We start from the raw sequence: 19,867 nt of genomic DNA on the forward strand, positions 1-19,867 counted from the left end.
CCCACCCGCCGCCTCGCCGCCGAGCTCGGCGTGTCCCGTGGCGTCGTCGTCGAGGCGTACCAGCAGCTCGTCGCCGAGGGCTACCTGACCAGCCGGTCCGGCGGCTACACCGAGGTCGCCGCGACGCCGGCCCAGCAGCCGGCGATGCCGGAGCGTCCGGTCGCGCCGGAGCCGGCGGCCGACTTCGGCTACGGCCGCTACGACGTCTCGAACTTCCCGCGCACCGCGTGGCTGCGCTCGATCCGGCGCGCGTGCGCCGCGGCTCCGAACGAGCGGTTCGGCTACCTCACCGGCCGCGGGACGCCCGAGCTGCGCGAGGCGCTGACCGACTACCTCAACCGGGTCCGCGGCACCGCCGCCACGCCGGACACGGTCCTGATCTGCACCGGCTACGCGCAGGGCATCGCGCTGATCGTCCAGGTGCTGGCCGCCCGCAGCGCCCGCCGGATCGCCGTCGAGGACCCGTCGGCCGACGACGACCTGCGGCCGCTGGCCCGGGCGGCCGGGCTGGACGTCGTGGGTGTGCCGGTCGACGACGACGGCGTGCGCGCCGACCTGCTGGCCGCGGTCGACGCCGACGCGCTGGTCCTGACGCCGTCGCACCAGTGGCCGACCGGCGGGGTGCTGACGGCGCGGCGCCGGGCCGAGGTGCTGCGGTGGGCCGCCGAGCGGGGCGCGCTGGTCGTCGAGGACGACTACGACGCCGAGTACCGCTACGACCGATCGCCGGTCGGCGCGATGCAGGGCCTGGCGCCGGACCTGGTCGCGTACGCAGGCACGGCCAGCAAGACGCTGGCGCCCGGGCTGCGGCTGGGCTGGCTGGTGCTGCCGCGCGCGTGGGTCGACGACGTCGCCGCCGCGAAGCTGGTGGCCGACCGCGGCTCGCCGGTGCTGGACCAGCTGGCGTTCGCCGACTTCCTCGCACACGGCGAGCTGGACCGGCACCTGCGCCGGATGCGGCCGGTCTACCGGCGCCGCCGCGACGTGCTGCTGTCCGAGCTGGCCGCGCGGCTGCCGGAGCTGGAGCCGGTCGGCGTCTCGGCCGGGCTGCACCTGGTCGCCTGGCTGCCCCAGGAGGTCGACGAGGCGGCGGTCGTGGCCGCGGCGGCCCAGCACGGCGTGCGGGTGAACGGCGTGACGCCGTACCGCCTTTCTCCGGCCGCCCGCGGTGGATTGATCTTCGGCTATTCGGCGCTCAACGAACGCGCGATCATCGCCGGTGTCGCGCGATTGCACGCGGCGTTTGCGGCATTTCGCCAGAATTGACGCGCATAGGCCGCTGCAGCCGCCCATGCGGGAAGATCCGCTGGTCGGCGACGCGTGGGATCGATCTTCTGGATCCAGATGCGCAGGCGCGGGGTCATGGGTTAGTGTTGCTGCACGAGCCACCCTGCCGTTTTGCCCCCCAAATTGGCAGGGTGGCCCTTTCTTTGCCCGGACCATTGTCGGCGGGCGCATAAACCTCCTTCTTCGTGACTTCTGTCACATATTCAGTGCGCTCCATTCGGCGGCCGTGCGCTACTCTTGAAGCACCGACATAGTGAAGGTGCATCACGATGAGCGACAGCCCGCGCAAGCACACGGAGGCCCTCGGCCGGATCCTCGAGCTCGTGGTCGTGCTCAGCGACGACATGACCACCAGCCTGGCCGCCCAGGGGCTCACCGACGCCCGCGCGCATCTGCTCTGGGAGCTGCACCAGCGCGGCCCGTCGACGCAGCGGGTGCTCGCCGACGCGCTGCGGGTCAGCCCCCGCAACATCACCGGGCTGGTCGACGCGCTGGTGGCCACCGGCTTCGTCACCCGCGAGCCGCACCCGACCGACCGGCGGGCCACGCTCGTGTCGTTCACCGAGCACGGCGCGGCCGTCACCGCCGCGATGGAGCGCGACCAGCACGAGTTCGCCCGCATCCTTTTCGCCGACATGCCCGACGACCGCTTCGCCTGCCTGATGGAGGGGCTGGACGACGTGCTGGCCCGGCTGCGGGCGCACGGCGTCTCGGTCGAGACCGCGCGCACGTCTCCCGACCCCGGAAGTGAGGCCGGATGACCGAGAAGAGCACGACCGGCGGCGCGACCCTCTTCCAGAAGGCGTCGGCGTACGAGGCCGGCGTGTGGCGCAGCCTCTACGTCTGGCTGGCCCGGCGCCCGCGGGTGCCCGAGGCCGGCGCCACGCCGTTCGGCTACCTCGAGCCGGTCTCGCTGGTCATCTGGATGTTCATCGGCGGCTCCGTGATCGAGGTCGTCGTCGTCCACTTCATCCTCCCCTGGCCGATCGCGCAGGCGATCGCGCTGATCATCGGCATCTGGGGGCTGATCTGGATGCTCGGCTATGCCGCCGCGCTGCGGGTGCACCCGCATGCCGTCGGCCCGACCGGGCTGTGGGTGCGCAACGGCGCCGTCGTCGACGTCCCGCTGCGCTGGGAGGACATCGACGCGATCCGGATCCAGAAGCGCACGCTGCCGGAGTCGAAGACGGTCCAGGTGGCCGACGGCGAGGACGGCGCCGTCCTGCACGTCGCGGTGTCCGGCCAGGTCAACGTGCACCTCGTGCTGTTCGACCCGGTGACGGTGCAGCTGCTGGACGGACCGGTCACGTTCACCGAGCTGCGCTTCTGGGCCGACGACCCCAAGGGCCTGGTCATCCTCGCCCGCCAGCGGCTCAGAGGGTGACGACGACCTTGCCACGGGCGTGCCCCTCTTCGGCGTACCGCAGCGCCGCCGGCAGCTCGGCGAACGGGTAGCCGCGGTCGATCACCGGGACCACCCGCCCGTCGTCGAGGTACTCCGTCAGCGTGAGCAGGTTCGCCCGCCGGTCCCGGTTGCCGACGACCTCGGTGACGGCGATCCGCTGGGACACGAACGGGCCGAGCGCCAGCGCCGCGAACGCGTGCCCGGCCGGTTGCAGCCACCGCCCGGCCGGCCCGCCCACGACGACCAGCGCGCCGTCGGGCGTCAGCACCCGCCGGATCGCCCGGGCCGAGTGCCCGCCGGCGATGTCGACGACGAGATCGAACGTACGGCCGCTCCGGGTGGCGTCGGTTGTGGTGTGGTCGACGACGTCGGCGGCGCCGAGCCCGCGGACGAGGTCGGCGTTGCGGCCGCTGCACACGCCGGTGACCTCGGCGCCCATCGCCACCGCCAACTGGACGGCGAACGTGCCGACGCCGCCCGAGGCCCCGATGACGAGCACCCGCTGGCCGGACCGCAGGCGCCCGTCGTCGCGGACCGCGATCAGCGCCGTGCTGGCCGCGAGCGGGACCGCGGCCGCCTGCTCGAACGAGAGCGTGCGCGGCAGCGGCGCCACGTCGGCGGCCGGGACGCACACGTACTCGCCGAAGCCGCCGCCCGCGACCAGCGCGAACACCCGGTCGCCCGGCGCGAGGCCGGTGACGTTCGCGCCGGCCCGCACCACCTCGCCCGCGACGTCGGCGCCGAGGATGCTCAGCTTCGGACCGCGCAGCCCGAGCGTGCCCGGTATGAGCCGGGCGACGCGCGGCTCGCCGCGCAGGTGGTGCCAGTCGTAGGGCTGTACCGACGTGGCACGGACCCGGACCAGCACCTCGTCGTCGCCCGGGACCGGCGTGGCGACATCGGTCAGCTCGAGGTCGTCGGGGGAACCGTAGGAACGGACGACGAACGCCTTCATCGAACTCTCCTGACCTGGGACTCTTACATTGTAAGGTACTGGCCTTACGACGTAAGGTAGCCCGCGCGGCCTTGACTGTAAAGACCTGGCGGCCGTCAGGACGAGGAGCGCTCGCGCAGCCGGTCGAGGCCGTCGAGCAGGAGGTCGAGGCCGAACTCGAACTCCGTCTGGTCGTCGCACCAGCCCAGCGTCGAGCCGGGGTCGTCGTGCGCGATCTCCGACAGCATGCCCACCAGGTGCGGCAGCCGGTCGGCGAACTCGGCCGGCACGTCGCCGGTGGAGCCGTCGCCGGGGTCGAACAGCTCCGGGCTGAACCCGAGCGCCCGGCTGCCCAGCGCGTGCAGCGCGTGGTGGGCGAGGTCGTAGGAGAACCCGCCGTCGCGCATCAGGCCGAGCAGGCGGTCGTGGTAGACGAGGATCTCCGGGCTCATGGCCGTGCGGGTCTCGAAGACGGCCGGCGCCCAGGGGTGGCGCAGCAGCACCTGCCGGGCGGCGAGGATGCGGCGGCGGACGGCGTTCTTCCACTGCGCCCCTGCCGACGGCACCTCCAGCGCGTCGACCACCTCGTTGATCTCGCGCGCGACGACGTCGGCGATGCCGTCGAGGACCTCGTCCTTGTTGGCGACGTGGTAGTAGAGCGACATGGCCTCGGCGCCGAGCACCTCGGCCAGCCGCCGCATGGTCAGGCCCGCGAGGCCGCCGTCGTCGGCGATGCCGATGGCGGCCCGCAGCACCCGGTCGCGGCTCAGCGGGGCCCGGACCGGTCCCGCCTCGGCGTCGGCCGCCACGTGCATCACCTCGGCTGGCATCGTACAAAATCAGGGGCTCATCCCCGGCGCAGCACCCCGGCGACGATCGCGCGGCAGCCGCCGGCCAGCGCGAGCCCGAGGCCGGCCGCGAGCAGTGGCAGCCCGGCGTTGAACGGCAGACTCGACAGGTAGTTGGTCGACCCCTGCTCCTCGATGTTCGAGAAGCTCGCCGCGACGACGACCAGCGCGAAGAAGCCCGCTCCGACCGTCGCGCCGAGCGCCCACATCGCCGCGGCCACGCTGCGTCCGGCCCACAGACTCGCCACGACGGCGACCGCGAGGAAGCCCAGGGTCAGCAGCGTCCAGCCGCCGCCGGTGCTGAGGCTCGCGTACGACCACCCGGAGTACGACCAGGCGTAGCCCTCCTGGTTGAACCACGGCAGCAGGTACCCGGCGACGGCGATCAGCGCGCCGGCCAGCAGCGCCGCGTCGGGCGCCGGGCGCAGGCTCTCCTCGGACTCCATGGAGCCGCAGCGTAGCCGCGCCCGGCGAACGCCAGGTGACCGTTGCCCGGCGTCACCGCGCGGTCTGCGCCGGCGGCGGCACGCGCTTCAGGCGAGGTCGATGATCCGGCGCAGGTCGGCGCGCAGCTGCGCCAGCCGGGCGACGCCCAGGTCGCGCGCCAGCAGCGCGTGGATCTCCGGCACCACGCTCTGCGCGATCGCCACCACCTCGCGGCCCTTGGCCGTCGGCAGCACGAGCTTGGCCCGCCGGTCAGACGGGTCCGGCTCGCGCACCACGTAGCCGTGCGCCTCGAGGTACTGGACGAGCTCCGCGGCGGCCTGCTTGGTGATCTGGGCGCGTTCGGCCAGTCGGCTCACCGTCGTGCCGGTGTCGTCGAGATGCTGGAAGATCGCGCCGTGCGCGGCCCGCACGTCGCCGTGACCACGTTCGGCCAACGCCCGGAGGGCCCGGTCGTTGAGCGCGGTGAAGGCCTCGCGCAGCAGCACGACGACGTTCACCGGCCGCTCCCGGCCGCCGGTGACCGGCCGCTGGGTTGACATAGACAAGCCTCCTGTCTACTTTCGAGATATGGACAAGTTACCTGTCGATCGTAGCGAAGCCGAGCGCCTGACCCTCGGCACCGACGAACTCACCGTGCTCGCGTCGACCCGCGGAACCGGCGGCGGGATCTTCGCCGTCGAGCTGCGGATGCCGCCAGGCGGCGGCCCGCCGGTCCTCCATCGGCACGCGCCGGACGAGGTCTACCGCGTCCTCGAGGGCGAACTCACCTTCTACGTCGGCGACGGCGACGATGGCGCAGTGCGCCGCGTGGTCGCCGGACCGGGCGACGTCGTGCCGCTGCCCGGGAACACACCGCACACGATCCGCAACGAGACCGACGCCGACGCGGTGGCGTTCGGCGTGCACTCCCCCGGCGAGGTGATGGAGGGGTTCGCCCGCGCTGCCGCGGCGCTGGCCGCCGGCGGCGAGCCCGTCATGGAGGACGTGCTCGAGGTGGCCCAGCGCCACGGCATCGAGCTGCTCGGGCCGTACTGATCGACAACTCCGAGAAGTGCCCGAATTCTGAGCCCACGTTTCCATCTCGTAACGATTCGGCACGTGACTCAGCGTGTCGATCATGCCGAAAAACGATAGAACCCGCAGGTCAACCCGACATCGGTCATCCAGGAAACGCGTCGGCGAGGTCGCATCAGAAGCGGCCGAGCAACTCAAGAGGTCCAACCTCTCGTTATGGTGAGCCATCAAAAGAGGTTGGACCACTTGGAGAAGCCGATGCAGAAACCAGGCGTGCGCTACCGGGGCTACCGAAGTTTCGACTACCTCGAGCCGCACACCGACTTCCGCGTCTTCGACCTCGCCCAGGAGATCGGCCGGGTGCCGGCGTACGACCTCGGGCTGGACGAGGAGCAGACGCGGCGGGTGACGGAGATCCTCGGCCGTGAGCACGTCATCTCCCTGCACGAGCACCCGAAGATCCTCACCACCGACCCGTCGCTGCTGAAGGAGTACAACGGCACCGGTCGCAACGCGTTCGGGTTCGAGGGGATCGCCCGGTCGGGCATGACCGCGTTCTTCGACAACTTCATGAACGGCACCAACACCGTGACGTCGGAGCACGGCTGGAAGTGGAACGACGTCGTCTTCGACCTCGGCCTGCGCTTCGCCGACATCGCGCAGCAGGACCACGTCGTCCTCGCCCGCAGCGTCGCCGACCTGGAGAAGGCGAAGGCGGACGGGCGCATCGCGCTGGTCGCCGGGCTCGAGGCCGCGACCGCGATCGAGAACGAGCTGGACCGCCTCGACGTCCTCTACGGGCTCGGCGTGCGCCAGATGGGCATCGCCTACTCGATGGCCAACCAGCTCGGCTCCGGGCTGGCCGAGCCGCAGGACGGCGGGCTGACGCTGTTCGGCGGTCGCGCGGTCGAGCGGATGAACAAGCTCGGCATCGCCATCGACATCTCGCACTCGTCGGACCGCACCAGCCGCGACGTCATCGAGCGGTCGTCGGTGCCGGTGTTCATCACGCACGCCGGCGCCCGGGCGGTGTGGCCCACCAACCGGATGAAGCCGGACGACGTCATCGTCGCCTGCGCCGAGCGCGGCGGCGTGATCGGCATCGAGGCGGCGCCCCACACGACGCTGTCCGAGGCCCATCCCGAACACTCGCTGGAGTCGGTCATGGACCACTTCCAGTACTGCGTCGACCTGGTCGGCATCGACCACGTCGCCTTCGGCCCGGACACCAACTTCGGTGACCACGTCGGGCTGCACGACTCCTTCACCGGGCATCTCAGCATCGCCGGCGCGCACGGGCACGTGGACCATCCGCGGGTCCCGTACGTCGCCGGCGTGGAGAACCCGGCGGAGAACTTCACCAACATCGTCGGCTGGCTGGTCAAGCACGGCTGGTCCGACGGCGACATCAGCAAGGTCATCGGTCTGAACATCCTGCGCGTACTCAAGGAGGTCTGGTGAAGGGCACGATCGGACGCATCCGGAAGGCCGGCGCGGCACTCGCCGTCGCGGCACTCGTCACGGTGGCGGGCTGCTCGCTCAACGAGGGCGGCGGCGACTCCGCCGGCGGCTCGAACGAGGGCTCCGGCGAGCAGGCCGGCGGCGCCACGCTGCGCATCGGCACGACGACGGACATGGAGAACTTCAACCCGCTGCAGTCGCTCTCGAAGACCGACAGTTGGATCCTCAACGCCACCTACCCGACGCTGCTGCGCATCGACGAGAACGCGCAGAAGGTGCCGGAGCTGGCCGAGGAGTACACCACCGAGGACGACGGCCGCACCGTCGTGTTCCACCTGCGCGACGACTTCGAGTGGACCGACGGCACGCCGGTGACGGCGAACGACGTCGCGTTCACCGCGCAGGCGATCATGGACTACCAGCTGGGCAACGTCGCGGCGAAGCTCACCTGGGTCACCGGCATCGAGGTCCGCGACGACCAGACCGTCGCGTTCTCGCTGAGCGAGCCGTACGCCCCGTTCGCCGAGGGCGTCGGGTTCTGGATGCGGATCGTGCCCGAGCACATCTTCAGCCAGGCCGGCGACCTGTCGCAGTTCGCCAACGACGGCGACTGGGTCGGCGCGGGCGCGTACGTGCTGGAGTCGGCCACCAAGGGCCAGCGGTACACGCTGAAGGCGAACGAGAACTACCCGTACGCCCCGGAGGGCGGCGCCGCCGTCGAGACCGTCGAGTACGTCGTCTACCCCGACGTCAACACGATGATCCTGGCGCTGCGCAACGGCGACATCGACCTGATGGGCACGCCGGTGCCGATCTCGGCCGTCGCCTCGCTGGAGGGCGAGGACGCCATCGAGATCGAGACGGTCGACTCGCTCGGCTTCGCGCACCTGACCTACAACGTGCAGAACCCGGTGCTGGCCGACCAGACCGTGCGGCAGGCGCTGTCGATGGTCGTCGACACCGAGTCGATCATCGAGACGATCCTGCAGGGCGACGGCCAGCAGATGGTCGGCCCGATCTCGCCGATCTTCGCCGAGTACGACAACACGAGCCTGGAGCCGTACCCGTTCGACCCGGCCGGCGCGCGCACCCTGCTGGAGGGCGCGGGCTACACCGACGGCAACGGCGACGGCATGTTCGACGACCTGTCCTTCGAGATGGTCTGCGACCAGTCCAACGCCAACCTCACCCGGGTGGGCGAGGTGGTCCGCGACAGCGCCGCCGAGGCGGGCATCCAGATCGAGCTGGCCTGCATCGAGCGCAACACGTTCCTGAGCCGGACCCGCGGCGGCGAGTACGACATCGACCTGTCGCAGTGGGGCGTCTTCGACAACCCGATGGACCAGCTGCGCAGCACCTACCTGTCGTCCAACCCGGGCGGGATCAACTACAACCTGGTCGCCGACCCGGAGCTGGACGCGCTGGTCAACGACGCCGCCGTGACGGCGGACCCGGCCCAGTTCGTGGAGAAGATCAAGGGCATCGACGCCTACGTGCACGACCAGGCGCTGCTGACCCCGCTGTACGTGGAGAACTTCCGCTTCGCGTACCGCGGCGACCGGTTCACCGGCTTCGACCCGTCGCCGTCGGACCTGCTCGGCATGGTCACCGGCTACTCGCTGTCGCAGGTCACGACGGTCGACTGACCACCGTCCCCAATCAGTGTCATGGTCATTCATCGGGAGGGTGGGTAGCACACCGTGTTGAGGTATGCCGCGAGTCGGCTGTTCCGCGCGATCCTGACCATCTGGATCGCCGTGACGGTGACGTTCTTCCTGCTGCGGCTGCTGCCGGCGGACCCCACCCTCCTGGTGGTGGAGGGCGACATGACTCCGAAGATGCAGGACGCGCTCCGGAGTCAGTACGGCCTGGACAAGCCGATCCTCCAGCAGTACGGGCTCTACCTGGGCCAGCTGGTCCAGGGCAACCTCGGCGTCTCGTTCCGTCAGCTGGTCCCGGTGACCGAGCTGCTGCTGGACCGGCTGCCGTGGACGCTGCTGCTGGCCGGCTCGGCGTTCGTGCTGACGCTGCTGATCGGGATCCCGCTCGGTGTGTACGCCGCGGTCGGCCGGGGCGGCCCGGTCGACCGGGCCGTGCAGTTCTTCGGCATCACGTCGAACGCGCTGTTCATCCCCAGCGTCGCGATCCTGCTGCTGGTGGTGTTCGGGTCGAACCTCGGCTGGTTCCCGATCGGGCAGGCGATCGACCCGGACACCCGGGGGCTGGCGGCGTACGGTTCGCTGCTGCATCACCTGGCGCTGCCGCTGTTCTCGCTGGTGCTGGTGCAGCTCGGCCCGTACGCGCTGACGCTGCGGACCAACATGGCCGAGGTGCTGGGCGAGGACTACATCACCAGCGCCCGCTCCCGCGGGCTGACCCCGCGGCGGGTGGTGTGGCGGCACGCGCTGCGCAACGCGGTCCTGCCGGCGCTGATGCTGATGGGCCTGCAGCTCGGCACGCTGATCGGCGGCGCCGTGCTGACGGAGACCGTGTTCGCCTACCCGGGCGTCGGCCGGCTGATCTTCGAGTCGGTGCAGCAGCTGGACTTCCCGGTGCTGCAGGGCGCCTTCGTCATCCTGGCGGTGACCGTCGTGCTGGCCAACCTGCTCACCGACCTGCTCTCGATGGCTCTCAACCCGAGGATCCGCACATGAGCACCGAGCCGCAGTCCCTCGTCACCGACCCGCAGGCCGCGGCGCTGACCACGCCCCGGCGGCGCCGCTCCGGTGGCTTCTTCTCAGCGCCGTCGGGCTGGCTGTCCGTCGGCGTGCTGGGCCTGTTCGCGCTGGTCGCGATCTTCGGCCCGCTGTTCGTGGACTCGCCCAGCGGGCTGGGCACCGACATCCTGCAGTCCCCGTCGGGCGCACATTGGTTCGGCACCGACGACCTCGGCCAGGACGTGTTCGCCCAGGTCGTGTGGGGCACCCGGATCAGCCTGCTGGTCGGCGCGGTCGCGTCGCTGATCGCGATCGGCATCGGCACGCTGCTCGGACTTGCCGCGGCCTACGTGAAGCGGCTGGACCCGGTGGTCACGACCGCCACCGACGTCATGCTGTCGCTGCCGATGCTGCCGCTGATGATCCTGGTGACCGCGCTGGCCGGGCCGAGCGTCGTCACGCTGATCACCGTCATCGGACTGCTGTCCTGGCCCGAGGTGACCCGGATGATCCGGGCCAACGGGCTGGTCGTGGCCGCGATGCCGTACATCGACGGCGCCCGGGTGCTCGGCGCCGGCGCGTCGCGGATCATCTCCCGCGAGATCCTGCCCGCGGTGATGCCGCTGGTCGTGGTGAACGTGCTGCTGACGGCCGCCCGCGCGGTGATCGCCGAGGCCGGCCTGTCGTTCCTCGGCATGGGCGACCCGTCGTCGTGGTCGTGGGGCCGCATCCTGCTCAACGCGCAGCGCTCCGGGACCATCGCCTCGGCATGGTGGCAGACGCTGTTCCCGTCGCTGGCGATCCTGCTGCTGGTGCTGGCCGCGACCATCGCCGGCATCCGCTACAACGACTCGCGCGACCCGCGCACCCGAGGAGTGTGACCCGTGTACCTGCCCGACTCGTTCTACCTCGGCGCCCTCGACCGCGTGGTCGAGCGGCTCGGCGCCGGCGGCCACGACGGCCTGCTGGTCACGCATCCCGCCGACGTCGCCTACCTGGTGGGGTTCTGCTACGCGGTCACCGAGCGGCCGGTCTACCTGTGGATCGGCGCCGACCACGACCGGTTCCTGCTGGTGCCGGAGCTGGACCGGGAGTACGCCGAGCAGCAGCACAGCCACGCCCTCGTCGAGACCTACTTCGAGTACCCGGGCGTCACCAGCCCGGAGGAGCACCTGGCCGGCCTGCTGCGCCGCCGCGGCCTCGGCGCCGCCCGGATCGCCTACACGTCGTCGATCTCGGTCGGGACGTTCGACCGGCTGCGCGCGGTGCTGCCGGACGCCACCTGGGCGACGTCGGACGTCGTCGCGACGCTGCGGCTGACCAAGGCGCCGGAGGAGCTGGAGCTGCACCGGCAGGCCGCCGGCATCTGCGACTCGATGCTGGCGGCAGGACGGGCGTACATCGAGGACGCCATCGCCGCCGGCGGCGAGCTACCGCGCGAGGGCGAGATCGCCCGGCACGTCATCGGCCACGGCACCGACCTGGTCTACCAGCGCTACGACCGGGTCGTGTTCACGACGAAGCTGGCCGGCGGCCTGGTCTACGCCGGGCCGAACGCGGCCAACCCGCACGGCCTGCCCAGCAGCCGCCGGGTCCAGCGCGGCGACACGCTGATCCTGTCCCTCGGCGCGGCCGTGCTGAGCCGGTTCGTCGAGAGCGAGCGGACGTTCGTCGTCGGCGAGCCGAGCGCGGACCAGCGCCGCTACTTCGAGGTCGCCCGCACCGCGCAGCACGTCGGCACCGAGGCCATGCGCGTGGGCCGGACCTGCGCCGACGTCAACGCCGAGTGCCTCGGCGTCATCCGCGACGCCGGGATGGGCGAGTACCTGCGGCACCGTCAGGGCCACGGCATCGGCGTGCAGAACCACGAGGCGCCGTGGGTGGAGGACGGCGATCCGACGCCGCTGGCGCCCGGCATGGTGCTGTCCAGCGAGCCGGGCGTCTACGTCCCCGGCCACGGCGGCTACCGGATCTCCGACACGGTGCTCGTCACCGCCGACGGCCCGGAGCGGCTCACCACCTACCCGCGCGGCCTCGAGGAGAACGTGATCGCGGCATGACGACCTACACCGAGACCATCAACGGCGCGAGCCTCGTCATCGAGGAGCTCGGGCCGAAGGACGCGCCGGCGGTCGTCGTCCACCACGGCGCGCCCGGCCTGGGCTCGCGCGCGGAGCCACTGCGCTCGTTCGGCCCGTTCGCCGACGCCTACCGGATCGTGACGTTCGACGCGCGCGGCTCCGGCTCGTCCTCCGACGACGGCCCGTTCAGCCACGAGCAGTGGGTGGCCGACATCGAGGAGATCCGCCGCCGGCTCGACCTCGGCGACATCGTCATGGCCGGCGGCTCCTACGGCGGCTTCCTCGCGATGGAGTACACGCTGGCTCACCCGGACCGGGTCCGGGCGCTGGTGCTGCGCGACACCGCCGCGGACACCTCGCACGACCATCTCGCGGTCGAGCGGGCCCGCGACTTCGACGTCGTGCCGATCGACCCGTGGGCGATCGAACGGATCGGCACCGGGAACTTCGCCGACAACGCCGAGTTCGAACGGTACTGGCGGGCCATCCTGCCGCTCTACGACCACAAGTACGACCCCGCGGCGGTGGAGCGGAAGGCGGCGAACACCCAGTACCACTACGCGACGCACAACGCGGCGTTCGGCGTGAACATGCCGCGGTACGACCTCACCGGCCGGCTGCACGAGATCGCCTGCCCCGTCCTCGTGACCGTGGGCCGGCACGACTGGCGCACGCCGGTGCCGGCGTCGGAGGTGATCGCCGAGCGGGTCCAGCGCGGCCGGCTGGTCGTGTTCGAGCACTCCGGCCACTCGCCGCAGCTGGAGGAGCCGGAGCTGTTCCAGGCGACGGTGCGCGGCTTCCTGCGCGACGTAGGAGTCACCCCGCATGGCTGAGACGATGGTCGCCCCGCCGCGCAGGCCCGCCGAGGGCGCGCCGGTCCTGAGCGTGCGCGACCTGTGCGTGGAGTTCGACACCCGCGACGGTGTCCGGCCGGTCGTGCAGGACGTCAGCCTCGACGTGTACGCCGGGCGGACGCTGGCGGTGCTCGGCGAGTCCGGCTCGGGCAAGTCGGTGACCGCCCGCTCGGTCATGGGCCTGATCGACCCGCCCGGCCGGATCACCGGCGGCCAGGTGCTGTTCGGCGGCCGCGACCTGGTCCAGGCGTCGGCCGAGGAGCGGCGGCTGGTCAGCGGCGAGCAGATCGCGATCGTCTTCCAGGACGCGCTGTCCGCGCTCAACCCGGTCTTCTCCGTCGGAGAGCAGATCGCCGAGCTGCTGCGCACCCGGCGCGGCATGGGCCGGCGCGAGGCCGCCGCGCGCGCCGTCGACCTGATGGCGCGGGTGCGGATCCCGGCGGCGAAGCGCCGGGCCAAGGAGTACCCGCACCAGTTCTCCGGCGGGATGCGCCAGCGCGCGATGATCGCGATGGCGCTGGCGCTGGACCCTGCCGTCCTGATCGCGGACGAGCCGACGACGGCGCTCGACGTCACCGTCCAGGCGCAGATCATGGACCTGCTGCTGGACCTGCAGGACGAGACCGGCATGGGGATGATCCTCATCACCCACGACCTCGGCGTCGTCGCGGAGACGGCGGACACGCTGGCGGTCATGTACGCCGGCCGGGTGGTCGAGCGCGGCCGGGTCGACGACGTGTTCGCCCGGCCCGCGCACCCCTACACCCGCGGGCTGCTGCACTCGATCCCGCGGCTGGACCGCGAGGACGAGGCGCTGTGGGCGATCCCGGGCTCGCCGCCGACCGTGCTCAGCCGGGTGGCCGGGTGCGCGTTCGCGAACCGCTGCGACGTCGCGATCGACCGGTGCCGCACCTCCCGCCCGGAGCTGATCGAGCTGCGCCCGGCCGGCCGGGCCAGCGCCTGCCACCGTCATGAGGAGGTGCTCCATGGCCGCGTCTGAGCCGGTGCTCTCGGTCGAGAACCTGACCCGGCACTTCGCCGGCCGCCGCGCGGTGCTGCCGGGCCGCCCGGCGCCGGCCGTCCGCGCCGTCGACGGCGTCAGCTTCGAGCTGAGCGCCGGCGAGACGCTCGGCATCGTCGGCGAGTCCGGCTGCGGGAAGTCCACGCTGGCGCGGATGATCGTCGGGCTGGAGACGCCGACGTCCGGCGTGGTCCGGTTCCGCGGCACCGACGTGCACGCCGTCCGCGGCCGCCAGGCCCGCGAGCTGCGCCGTCGCGTGCAGATCGTGCTGCAGGACCCGTACACGTCGCTGAACCCGCGGCGCACCGTCCGAGAGCTGCTGCGCCAGCCGTTCGAGATCCACCGCGATCTGCTGCCCCGCAAGCAGCAGCCGGCCCGGATCGCCGAGCTGGTCGAGCTGGTCGGCCTGGACCCGGACCACCTGGATCGCTACCCGTTCCAGTTCTCCGGCGGGCAGCGACAGCGCATCGGCATCGCCCGGGCGCTCGCGCTCTCCCCCGACGTCATCGTCTGCGACGAGCCGGTGTCGGCGCTGGACGTGTCGATCCAGGCGCAAGTGGTGAACCTGTTCCAGCGGCTGCAGCGCGAGCTCGGGCTGGCCTACGTGTTCATCGCGCACGACCTGTCCGTCGTGCGGCACACCTCCGACCGGGTCGGTGTGATGTACCTGGGCAAGCTGGCCGAGCTGGGATCGCGCCGCGACGTCTACGACACCCCGCGGCACCCGTACACGTCGGCGCTGCTGTCCGCCGTGCCGATGCCGGACCCGCAGCTGCGCGGACGGCGCACCCGCCGGCTGCTCGAGGGCGACCCGCCGAGCCCGGTGGACCCGCCGTCCGGCTGCCGGTTCCGCACCCGGTGCTGGAAGGCCACCGACGAGTGCGCGATGGTCGAGCCGCTGCTCGCCGGCGACGACCGGCACCGGCAGGCCTTCGCCTGCCACCACCCGCTGCCCGTACCGACCGCATGACGCCCGACCGCATGACCACGAGGAGCACAGTGACCGAGACGACCCCCGCCCCCGCGTACGACGGCTACCGCGCGTACTCGTACCTGCAGGCCGGCGTCGACTACCAGGACTTCCGGCTGGCCGCCGAGATCGGCCGGGTGCCCGCCTACGACGGCGGGCTCAGCGACGAGGAGCGAGCCCGAGTGGCCCGGCTGCTGGCCGAGAACATCGTGATCTCGCTGCACGAGCACGCCGTCGTGCTGCCGGAGGACCCGGACGAGATCCGCCGCTACAACCGCACCGGCCGGCAGCGCACCGGCTACGAGGGGCTGGCCCACTCCGGTCTGACCGCCGTCGTCGACAACTTCATGGCCGGCGCGTCCTGCGTCACCAGCCAGCACGGCTGGAAATGGGACGACATGATCTACGCGCTCGGCTTCCGGCTGGCCGACCTCGCCAAGCAGGACTTCGTCGTGCACGCCACCACCGTGCAGGAGATCCGCGACGCGAAGGCGGCCGGGAAGGTCGCGCTGATCGCCGGGCTCGAGTGCGCGACGATGATCGAGAACGAGCTGGACCGCATCGACATGCTGTACGGGTTCGGCGTGCGGCAGCTGGGCATCGCCTACTCGCAGGCGAACCTGCTGGGCTCCGGGCTATCCGAGCGCTCCGACGCCGGGCTGACGCACTTCGGCCGGCGCGCCGTCGAGCGGATGAACAAGCTCGGCATGGCCATCGACATCTCGCACTGCGGCGACCGCACCGGCCTCGACGTCATCGAGACGTCGTCGGTCCCGGTGATGATCACCCACGCCGGCGCCCGCGCCGTCTGGCCGATCCCGCGGCTCAAGCCCGACGACGTCATCAAGGCCTGCGCCGAGCGGGGCGGCATCATCGGCATCGAGGCCGCGCCGCACACGACGCTGTCCGAGGCGCACCCGGAGCACTCGCTGGAGTCGTTCATGGACCACTTCCAGTACTGCGTCGACCTCGTCGGCATCGACCACGTGACGTTCGGCCCGGACACCATGTTCGGCGACCACGTCGCGGTGCACCGGACCTACGCGGGCAACTACGCGCACAAGGACGAGAACCGCCTCCAGCACCCGCTGGTCGACTACGTCGCCGGGGTGGAGAATCCGGGCGAAAGCTTCCACAACATCACCGGCTGGCTGGTGCGGCACGGCTACTCTGATGCCGACATCGCGAAGGTGCTCGGCGGCAACACCATGCGGGTGCTGGAGGCGGTGTGGCGCTCCACCGATGACACCGATGACCCGGCACGAGGGCGGTAGGCAACGATGAGGCGGGACTCCGCGGCGCAGAGCGCCCTGTTGCGGCTGCGGCACCTCATCGCGTCCGAGTTCGCGCCCGGTGACCGGCTGCCGCCGGAGAAGGAGCTGGCCGAGACCCTGGAGGTGTCCCGGACGACGGTGCGCGAGGCGCTGGTCGTGCTGGCCGCCGAGGACATCGTCACCCGGCAGTGGGGCGCCGGCACGTTCGTGAGCGCGCCGTCGAAGGTGGCGTCGCTGAACATGTCGACGGTCGAGTCCTACCGCGACCGGGTCGGCGCCGGCGGCCGCGTCGTCACTCTGCTGGAGGCGTCCTGCGACCTGGTGCCGCCGCCGGCGCCGGCGGCCGCGGCGCTGCAGCTGGAGGCAGGCGCGAAGGCCTGGCACGTGCGCCGGCTGTTCGCCGTCGACGGGGCGCCGTCGGCGCTGATGAGCGAGATCGTGCCGGCCCAGCTGTTCGGCCGCCCGATCGACCCCAACCCGATGCTGCGCATCGACACATCGCTCTACGAGCTGCTGAACCGGCACTCCCCCGGCGCCGCCATGCACGCGTCGACGGAGCTGGAGGCGGTCTGCGTGCACGGCGACGACGCCCGCGCGCTCGACCTCGCCGACGGCGCGCCGGTGCTGCGGGCGACGCAGACGACCTTCGCCCGCCGCGGCGAGCCGGTGGCGCACGGCGTGTCCCTGCAGCGCACCGATCTGGTCCGCATGCGCATCACCCGCTGAACGACTTTTCCCGCTCCGGCAGGCGCACGGCGTCCCGGACCAATATGCTCATGCCGCCATCACCGCGCCGAGGGGAGCATCGTGGCTGGACGCAGCAGGAGGAAGAAGGATGTCGTCCGGGTCGAGCCGACCGCGCGGACGTCGGCCGGCTCGTCGGGCGGGGACGCCGCCGACGAGCCCACCTGGACACCGACGCCGGAGGCGAAGGGCAAGGCCACGAAGTTCCGGCTGATCGCCGGCGGGCTGTGGCTGCTGGCCATCGCCGGCGAGGCGTTCGCGATCTTCTGGGTGCTCCAGCAGGACCCCGTGAACATGGTCCTGCTGATCGCCCTGATCGTCGTCATCGGCGCGCTCGCCATCGGCGGGTCGCTGCTGTGGAAGCGGGCCAACCGGCTGGACCCGGCGCGCCGGAGCGAACCGACCCGGTTCTTCGTCCAGAACCAGCTCGGCGCGATCATCACCGTCATCGCGTTCCTGCCGCTGATCGTGCTGATCTTCACCAACAAGAACATGGACGGCAAGCAGAAGGGCATCGCCGGCGGTATCGCGGTCGCCGTCGCCGCCGTCGCGGTCTACTTCGGCATCGAGCTCGACTCGCCCTCGGTGGAGCAGTACACGGAAGAGACCAACATCGTCGAGCAGCTGACCGGCGAGAACCTCGTCTACTGGACCCGGTCCGGCTCGGTGTTCCACGTCTGCGAGGAGGTGCCGGACGTCAACCGGGAGTCGCAGGACGGGCGCATCTACGAGGGCACCGTCGCCGACGCGCATGCCGCCGGCAAGTCCCGCCTGGTCAGCTACTGGCAGCGCGAGGCGATCAACTACTGCGGCTACACCCAGGAGCAGGTCGACGCGGTCGAGGCCGGCACCTCCGGCTCCGACGACTCCGGCGACGACGCGACCGAACCGGCCGACGACGCGACGGCGCCCGCCGAGGACACCGCCACGCCGTAGGCCGCGAGGCCGTCAGGACGGCGCCGGCTCGCCCTGGACGGCCGGCGCCGCGGGGACCGGCGGCTCGGACGAGGGCAGCGGACCCCGTCGCTGCAGCAGTCCGCAGACGACGGCGCCGGCGACGAACAGGCCGGTGCACCACCAGAACACCGTCGTGTAGCCGTCGACCGCGGCGAGCCGCAGCAGCTCCGGCGCCGGCGGCCCGTCCGCGTGAGCGGCCAGGTAGTCAGCCGTCGCGTTGGCCGCGAGCGTGTTGAACAGCGCGGTGCCGACGGCGCCGCCGAGCTGCTGTCCGATCTGCAGCGTCGCCGAGGCGACCCCGGCGTCCTCGTGCGTGACGCCGTGGGTGCCGCTCTGCAGCGCGGCGGCGTAGATGAAGCCCATGCCGGCGCCCACGACGGCGAGCGGGCCGAGTAGTTCCGTCACGTAGCTGGACTCGACGCCGATGCCGGTCAACCACGCCGAGCCCGCGGCGCTGAGCAGCAGCCCGGCGGCGACCAGCGGCCGCGGACCGAACCGCGGCATCACGGCGATGTTGCCCCAGTTGGCCGTCGCCGCGGTGACCACCACCATCGGCAGCAGCGCGAGGCCGGACCTGATGGCCGAGTACCCGAGCGTCGTCTGCAGGTAGTAGATGAGGAACAGGAACAGGCCGAAGATGCCGGCGCCCACCACCAGCAGGCTGACGTTCGCGGCGCCGCGGGTGCGGTCGAGCACGATCCGGGGCGGCAGCAGCGGCTGTGCCGCCCGCGTCTGCCAGAGCGCGAAGACGGCCAGCAGCACGCCACCGGCGGCGAGGAAGCCCCACGTGCCGGGCGTGCCCCAGCCGTCGGTCGCGGCGTTGGAGAACCCGTAGACCAGCAGGAACATCCCGCCCGACACCGAGAGCACACCCGGGACGTCCAGCCGTGCGCCGGGCGTGCGGGCCGGCCGGTCCAGGTACAGCAGCCCGCCGGCGATCGCGACCACGGCGAAGACGACGTTGATGTACATGCACCAGCGCCAGGACAGGCCGGACGTCAGCGCGCCGCCGATGATCAGTCCGAGGCCCGAGCCGCTCGCGGCGACCGCCCCGAAGGCGCCGAACGCCTTTCCCCGCTCCGCCGGATCGGTGAACGTCGTGGCCAGCAACGACAGGGCGGCCGGCGCCAGCAGCGCGGCGAACACCCCCTGGCCGGTGCGCGCCGCGACCAGCAGCTCGAAGCTGTTCGCCGCGCCGCCGACGGCCGACGCCGCCGCGAAGCCGGCGAGACCGACCAGGAACGTCACCCGCCGGCCGATCAGGTCGGCGAGGCGGCCGCAGAACAGCAGCAGGCTCCCGAACGCCAGCAGGTAGGCGGTGAGGATCCACTGCCGGTCGGCATCGGAGAAGCCCAGGTCCTGCTGCGCCGGCGGCAGCGCCAGGTTCATCACCGTCGCGTCGAGGACCACCATGAGCTGGGCGACGCAGATGACCGCGAGGACCAGCCACCGCCGCGGATTCGGCTCGGTCATGGGGTCGCCTCCGGTGGGATGTTGAAGTTCTGCCGGAACAGGTTCCGCGGGTCGTAGGCCCGCTTGACCTCGACCAGCCGCCGGCGGGTGTCCGGCGGGTACAGCTCGGCCAGGTCCGCGGGGTCGAGCGAGCTCATCAGGTTCCCGTAGGCGCCGCCGGTGTGCGGGGCGAGCGTGGCCCAGTAGGCGTCGAACGCGGTGCGCGCCTCCGGCGCCGGCGACAGCGAGACGGCCGACAGGAACGCCTCGCTGTCGCGGTGGGCGAACGCGGTCGCGTCGCGGGCCACGCGGGCGACGGCGCCGCCCAGAGCGCGCACCTGCCCGACCACGGGCGGGCCCGCGGCGAGGCCGGCCAGGTAGAGGTCGATCAGCTCGTCGCTGAGCACCCTCGTCAGCCGGTTCCTCGCCAGGACGGGCACGCCGGTCGGCGGGGCCGGGGG

Annotated in this window: 21 protein-coding genes; 15 read left to right on the plus strand and 6 right to left on the minus strand. The window is 71.9% G+C overall.

The genetic code is table 11. The annotated features are described in order from the left end of the window. From pdxR to C1I92_RS29395, 3 genes are all read left to right on the plus strand, one after another. A partial coding sequence (pdxR, locus tag C1I92_RS29385; protein ID WP_111258191.1) for a MocR-like pyridoxine biosynthesis transcription factor PdxR occupies positions 1–1,266 on the plus strand: 1,266 nt, incomplete at its 5' end. 290 nt (positions 1,267–1,556) lie between these two features. Next, positions 1,557–2,048, plus strand: a complete 492-nt coding sequence (locus C1I92_RS29390) for a MarR family winged helix-turn-helix transcriptional regulator (protein ID WP_111258192.1) — start codon at positions 1,557–1,559, stop codon at positions 2,046–2,048. Further along, positions 2,045–2,671 carry a hypothetical protein gene (locus C1I92_RS29395; RefSeq protein WP_111258193.1) on the plus strand — a complete coding sequence of 209 codons (627 nt, stop codon included), beginning with the start codon at positions 2,045–2,047 and terminating at the stop codon, positions 2,669–2,671. Before C1I92_RS29390 ends, C1I92_RS29395 begins: the two co-directional genes overlap by 4 nt. On the opposite strand, the gene C1I92_RS29400 is transcribed toward C1I92_RS29395, so the two are convergent. The 4 genes from C1I92_RS29400 to C1I92_RS29415 form a co-directional block, all read right to left on the minus strand. Continuing rightward, on the minus strand, positions 2,661–3,647 hold the full coding sequence (locus C1I92_RS29400; protein ID WP_111258194.1) for an NAD(P)-dependent alcohol dehydrogenase: 987 nt from the start codon (positions 3,645–3,647) through the stop codon (positions 2,661–2,663). The two genes, C1I92_RS29395 and C1I92_RS29400, sit on opposite strands and share 11 nt — an antisense overlap. A 95-nt stretch (positions 3,648–3,742) precedes the next feature. After that, positions 3,743–4,456: a TetR/AcrR family transcriptional regulator C-terminal domain-containing protein gene (locus C1I92_RS29405; protein WP_233507427.1), complete on the minus strand. Its 714-nt coding sequence runs from the start codon at positions 4,454–4,456 to the stop codon at positions 3,743–3,745. Positions 4,457–4,473: 17 nt separating this feature from the next. Beyond that, the gene (locus C1I92_RS29410) at positions 4,474–4,920 is read right to left on the minus strand and encodes a hypothetical protein (protein ID WP_111258195.1); all 447 of its coding nucleotides are present in this window, start codon (positions 4,918–4,920) and stop codon (positions 4,474–4,476) included. Between the two features lie 87 nt (positions 4,921–5,007). Beyond that, positions 5,008–5,460, minus strand: coding sequence for a MarR family winged helix-turn-helix transcriptional regulator (locus tag C1I92_RS29415; RefSeq protein WP_111258196.1), 453 nt, complete (start codon positions 5,458–5,460; stop codon positions 5,008–5,010). Between the two features lie 28 nt (positions 5,461–5,488). Between C1I92_RS29415 and C1I92_RS29420 the strand changes: the two genes are divergently transcribed. The 12 genes from C1I92_RS29420 to C1I92_RS29475 all read left to right on the plus strand — a co-directional run bounded on the left by C1I92_RS29420 (position 5,489) and on the right by C1I92_RS29475 (position 17,933). Next, the gene (locus C1I92_RS29420; protein ID WP_111258197.1) at positions 5,489–5,956 is read left to right on the plus strand and encodes a cupin domain-containing protein; all 468 of its coding nucleotides are present in this window, start codon (positions 5,489–5,491) and stop codon (positions 5,954–5,956) included. Positions 5,957–6,193: 237 nt separating this feature from the next. Beyond that, complete coding sequence (locus C1I92_RS29425; protein ID WP_111258208.1) at positions 6,194–7,396, plus strand: dipeptidase; 1,203 nt, start codon at positions 6,194–6,196, stop codon at positions 7,394–7,396. After that, the gene (locus tag C1I92_RS29430; RefSeq protein ID WP_199521713.1) at positions 7,393–9,042 is read left to right on the plus strand and encodes an ABC transporter substrate-binding protein; all 1,650 of its coding nucleotides are present in this window, start codon (positions 7,393–7,395) and stop codon (positions 9,040–9,042) included. Before C1I92_RS29425 ends, C1I92_RS29430 begins: the two co-directional genes overlap by 4 nt. Positions 9,043–9,096: 54 nt before the next feature. After that, positions 9,097–10,050 (plus strand): ABC transporter permease, encoded by a 954-nt coding sequence (locus tag C1I92_RS29435; protein WP_111258199.1) that lies wholly within the window; start codon positions 9,097–9,099, stop codon positions 10,048–10,050. Continuing rightward, positions 10,047–10,934, plus strand: a complete 888-nt coding sequence (locus C1I92_RS29440; RefSeq protein WP_111258200.1) for an ABC transporter permease — start codon at positions 10,047–10,049, stop codon at positions 10,932–10,934. The genes C1I92_RS29435 and C1I92_RS29440 overlap by 4 nt, the downstream gene beginning before the upstream one ends. Before the next feature lie 3 nt (positions 10,935–10,937). Beyond that, a complete protein-coding gene (locus C1I92_RS29445; protein WP_111258201.1) occupies positions 10,938–12,113 on the plus strand; it encodes a M24 family metallopeptidase in 1,176 nt (391 codons plus the stop codon). After that, on the plus strand, positions 12,110–12,967 hold the full coding sequence (locus C1I92_RS29450; RefSeq protein WP_111258202.1) for an alpha/beta fold hydrolase: 858 nt from the start codon (positions 12,110–12,112) through the stop codon (positions 12,965–12,967). The genes C1I92_RS29445 and C1I92_RS29450 overlap by 4 nt, the downstream gene beginning before the upstream one ends. Then, entirely contained in the window at positions 12,960–13,988 is a 1,029-nt protein-coding gene (locus C1I92_RS29455) for an ABC transporter ATP-binding protein (RefSeq protein ID WP_199521714.1), read from the plus strand. Before C1I92_RS29450 ends, C1I92_RS29455 begins: the two co-directional genes overlap by 8 nt. Continuing rightward, on the plus strand, positions 13,975–14,979 hold the full coding sequence (locus C1I92_RS29460; RefSeq protein WP_111258203.1) for an ABC transporter ATP-binding protein: 1,005 nt from the start codon (positions 13,975–13,977) through the stop codon (positions 14,977–14,979). Before C1I92_RS29455 ends, C1I92_RS29460 begins: the two co-directional genes overlap by 14 nt. Positions 14,980–14,990: 11 nt before the next feature. Next, complete coding sequence (locus tag C1I92_RS29465) at positions 14,991–16,253, plus strand: dipeptidase (protein ID WP_111258210.1); 1,263 nt, start codon at positions 14,991–14,993, stop codon at positions 16,251–16,253. A gap of 6 nt (positions 16,254–16,259) precedes the next feature. Then, on the plus strand, positions 16,260–16,979 hold the full coding sequence (locus C1I92_RS29470) for a GntR family transcriptional regulator (protein WP_111258204.1): 720 nt from the start codon (positions 16,260–16,262) through the stop codon (positions 16,977–16,979). 81 nt (positions 16,980–17,060) lie between these two features. Next, positions 17,061–17,933: a hypothetical protein gene (locus tag C1I92_RS29475; RefSeq protein ID WP_111258205.1), complete on the plus strand. Its 873-nt coding sequence runs from the start codon at positions 17,061–17,063 to the stop codon at positions 17,931–17,933. Positions 17,934–17,945: 12 nt separating this feature from the next. Here the strand turns inward: C1I92_RS29475 and C1I92_RS29480 are convergent, their stop codons facing one another. Next, positions 17,946–19,427, minus strand: coding sequence for an MFS transporter (locus C1I92_RS29480; protein ID WP_199521716.1), 1,482 nt, complete (start codon positions 19,425–19,427; stop codon positions 17,946–17,948). Further along, positions 19,424–19,867 (minus strand): BBE domain-containing protein (locus C1I92_RS29485; RefSeq protein ID WP_199521717.1); only part of this gene is annotated, 444 nt, incomplete at its 5' end. The genes C1I92_RS29480 and C1I92_RS29485, both read right to left, overlap by 4 nt.

The sequence above is a fragment of the Jiangella anatolica genome, from assembly GCF_003236295.1.
Lineage (GTDB): Bacteria > Actinomycetota > Actinomycetes > Jiangellales > Jiangellaceae > Jiangella > Jiangella anatolica.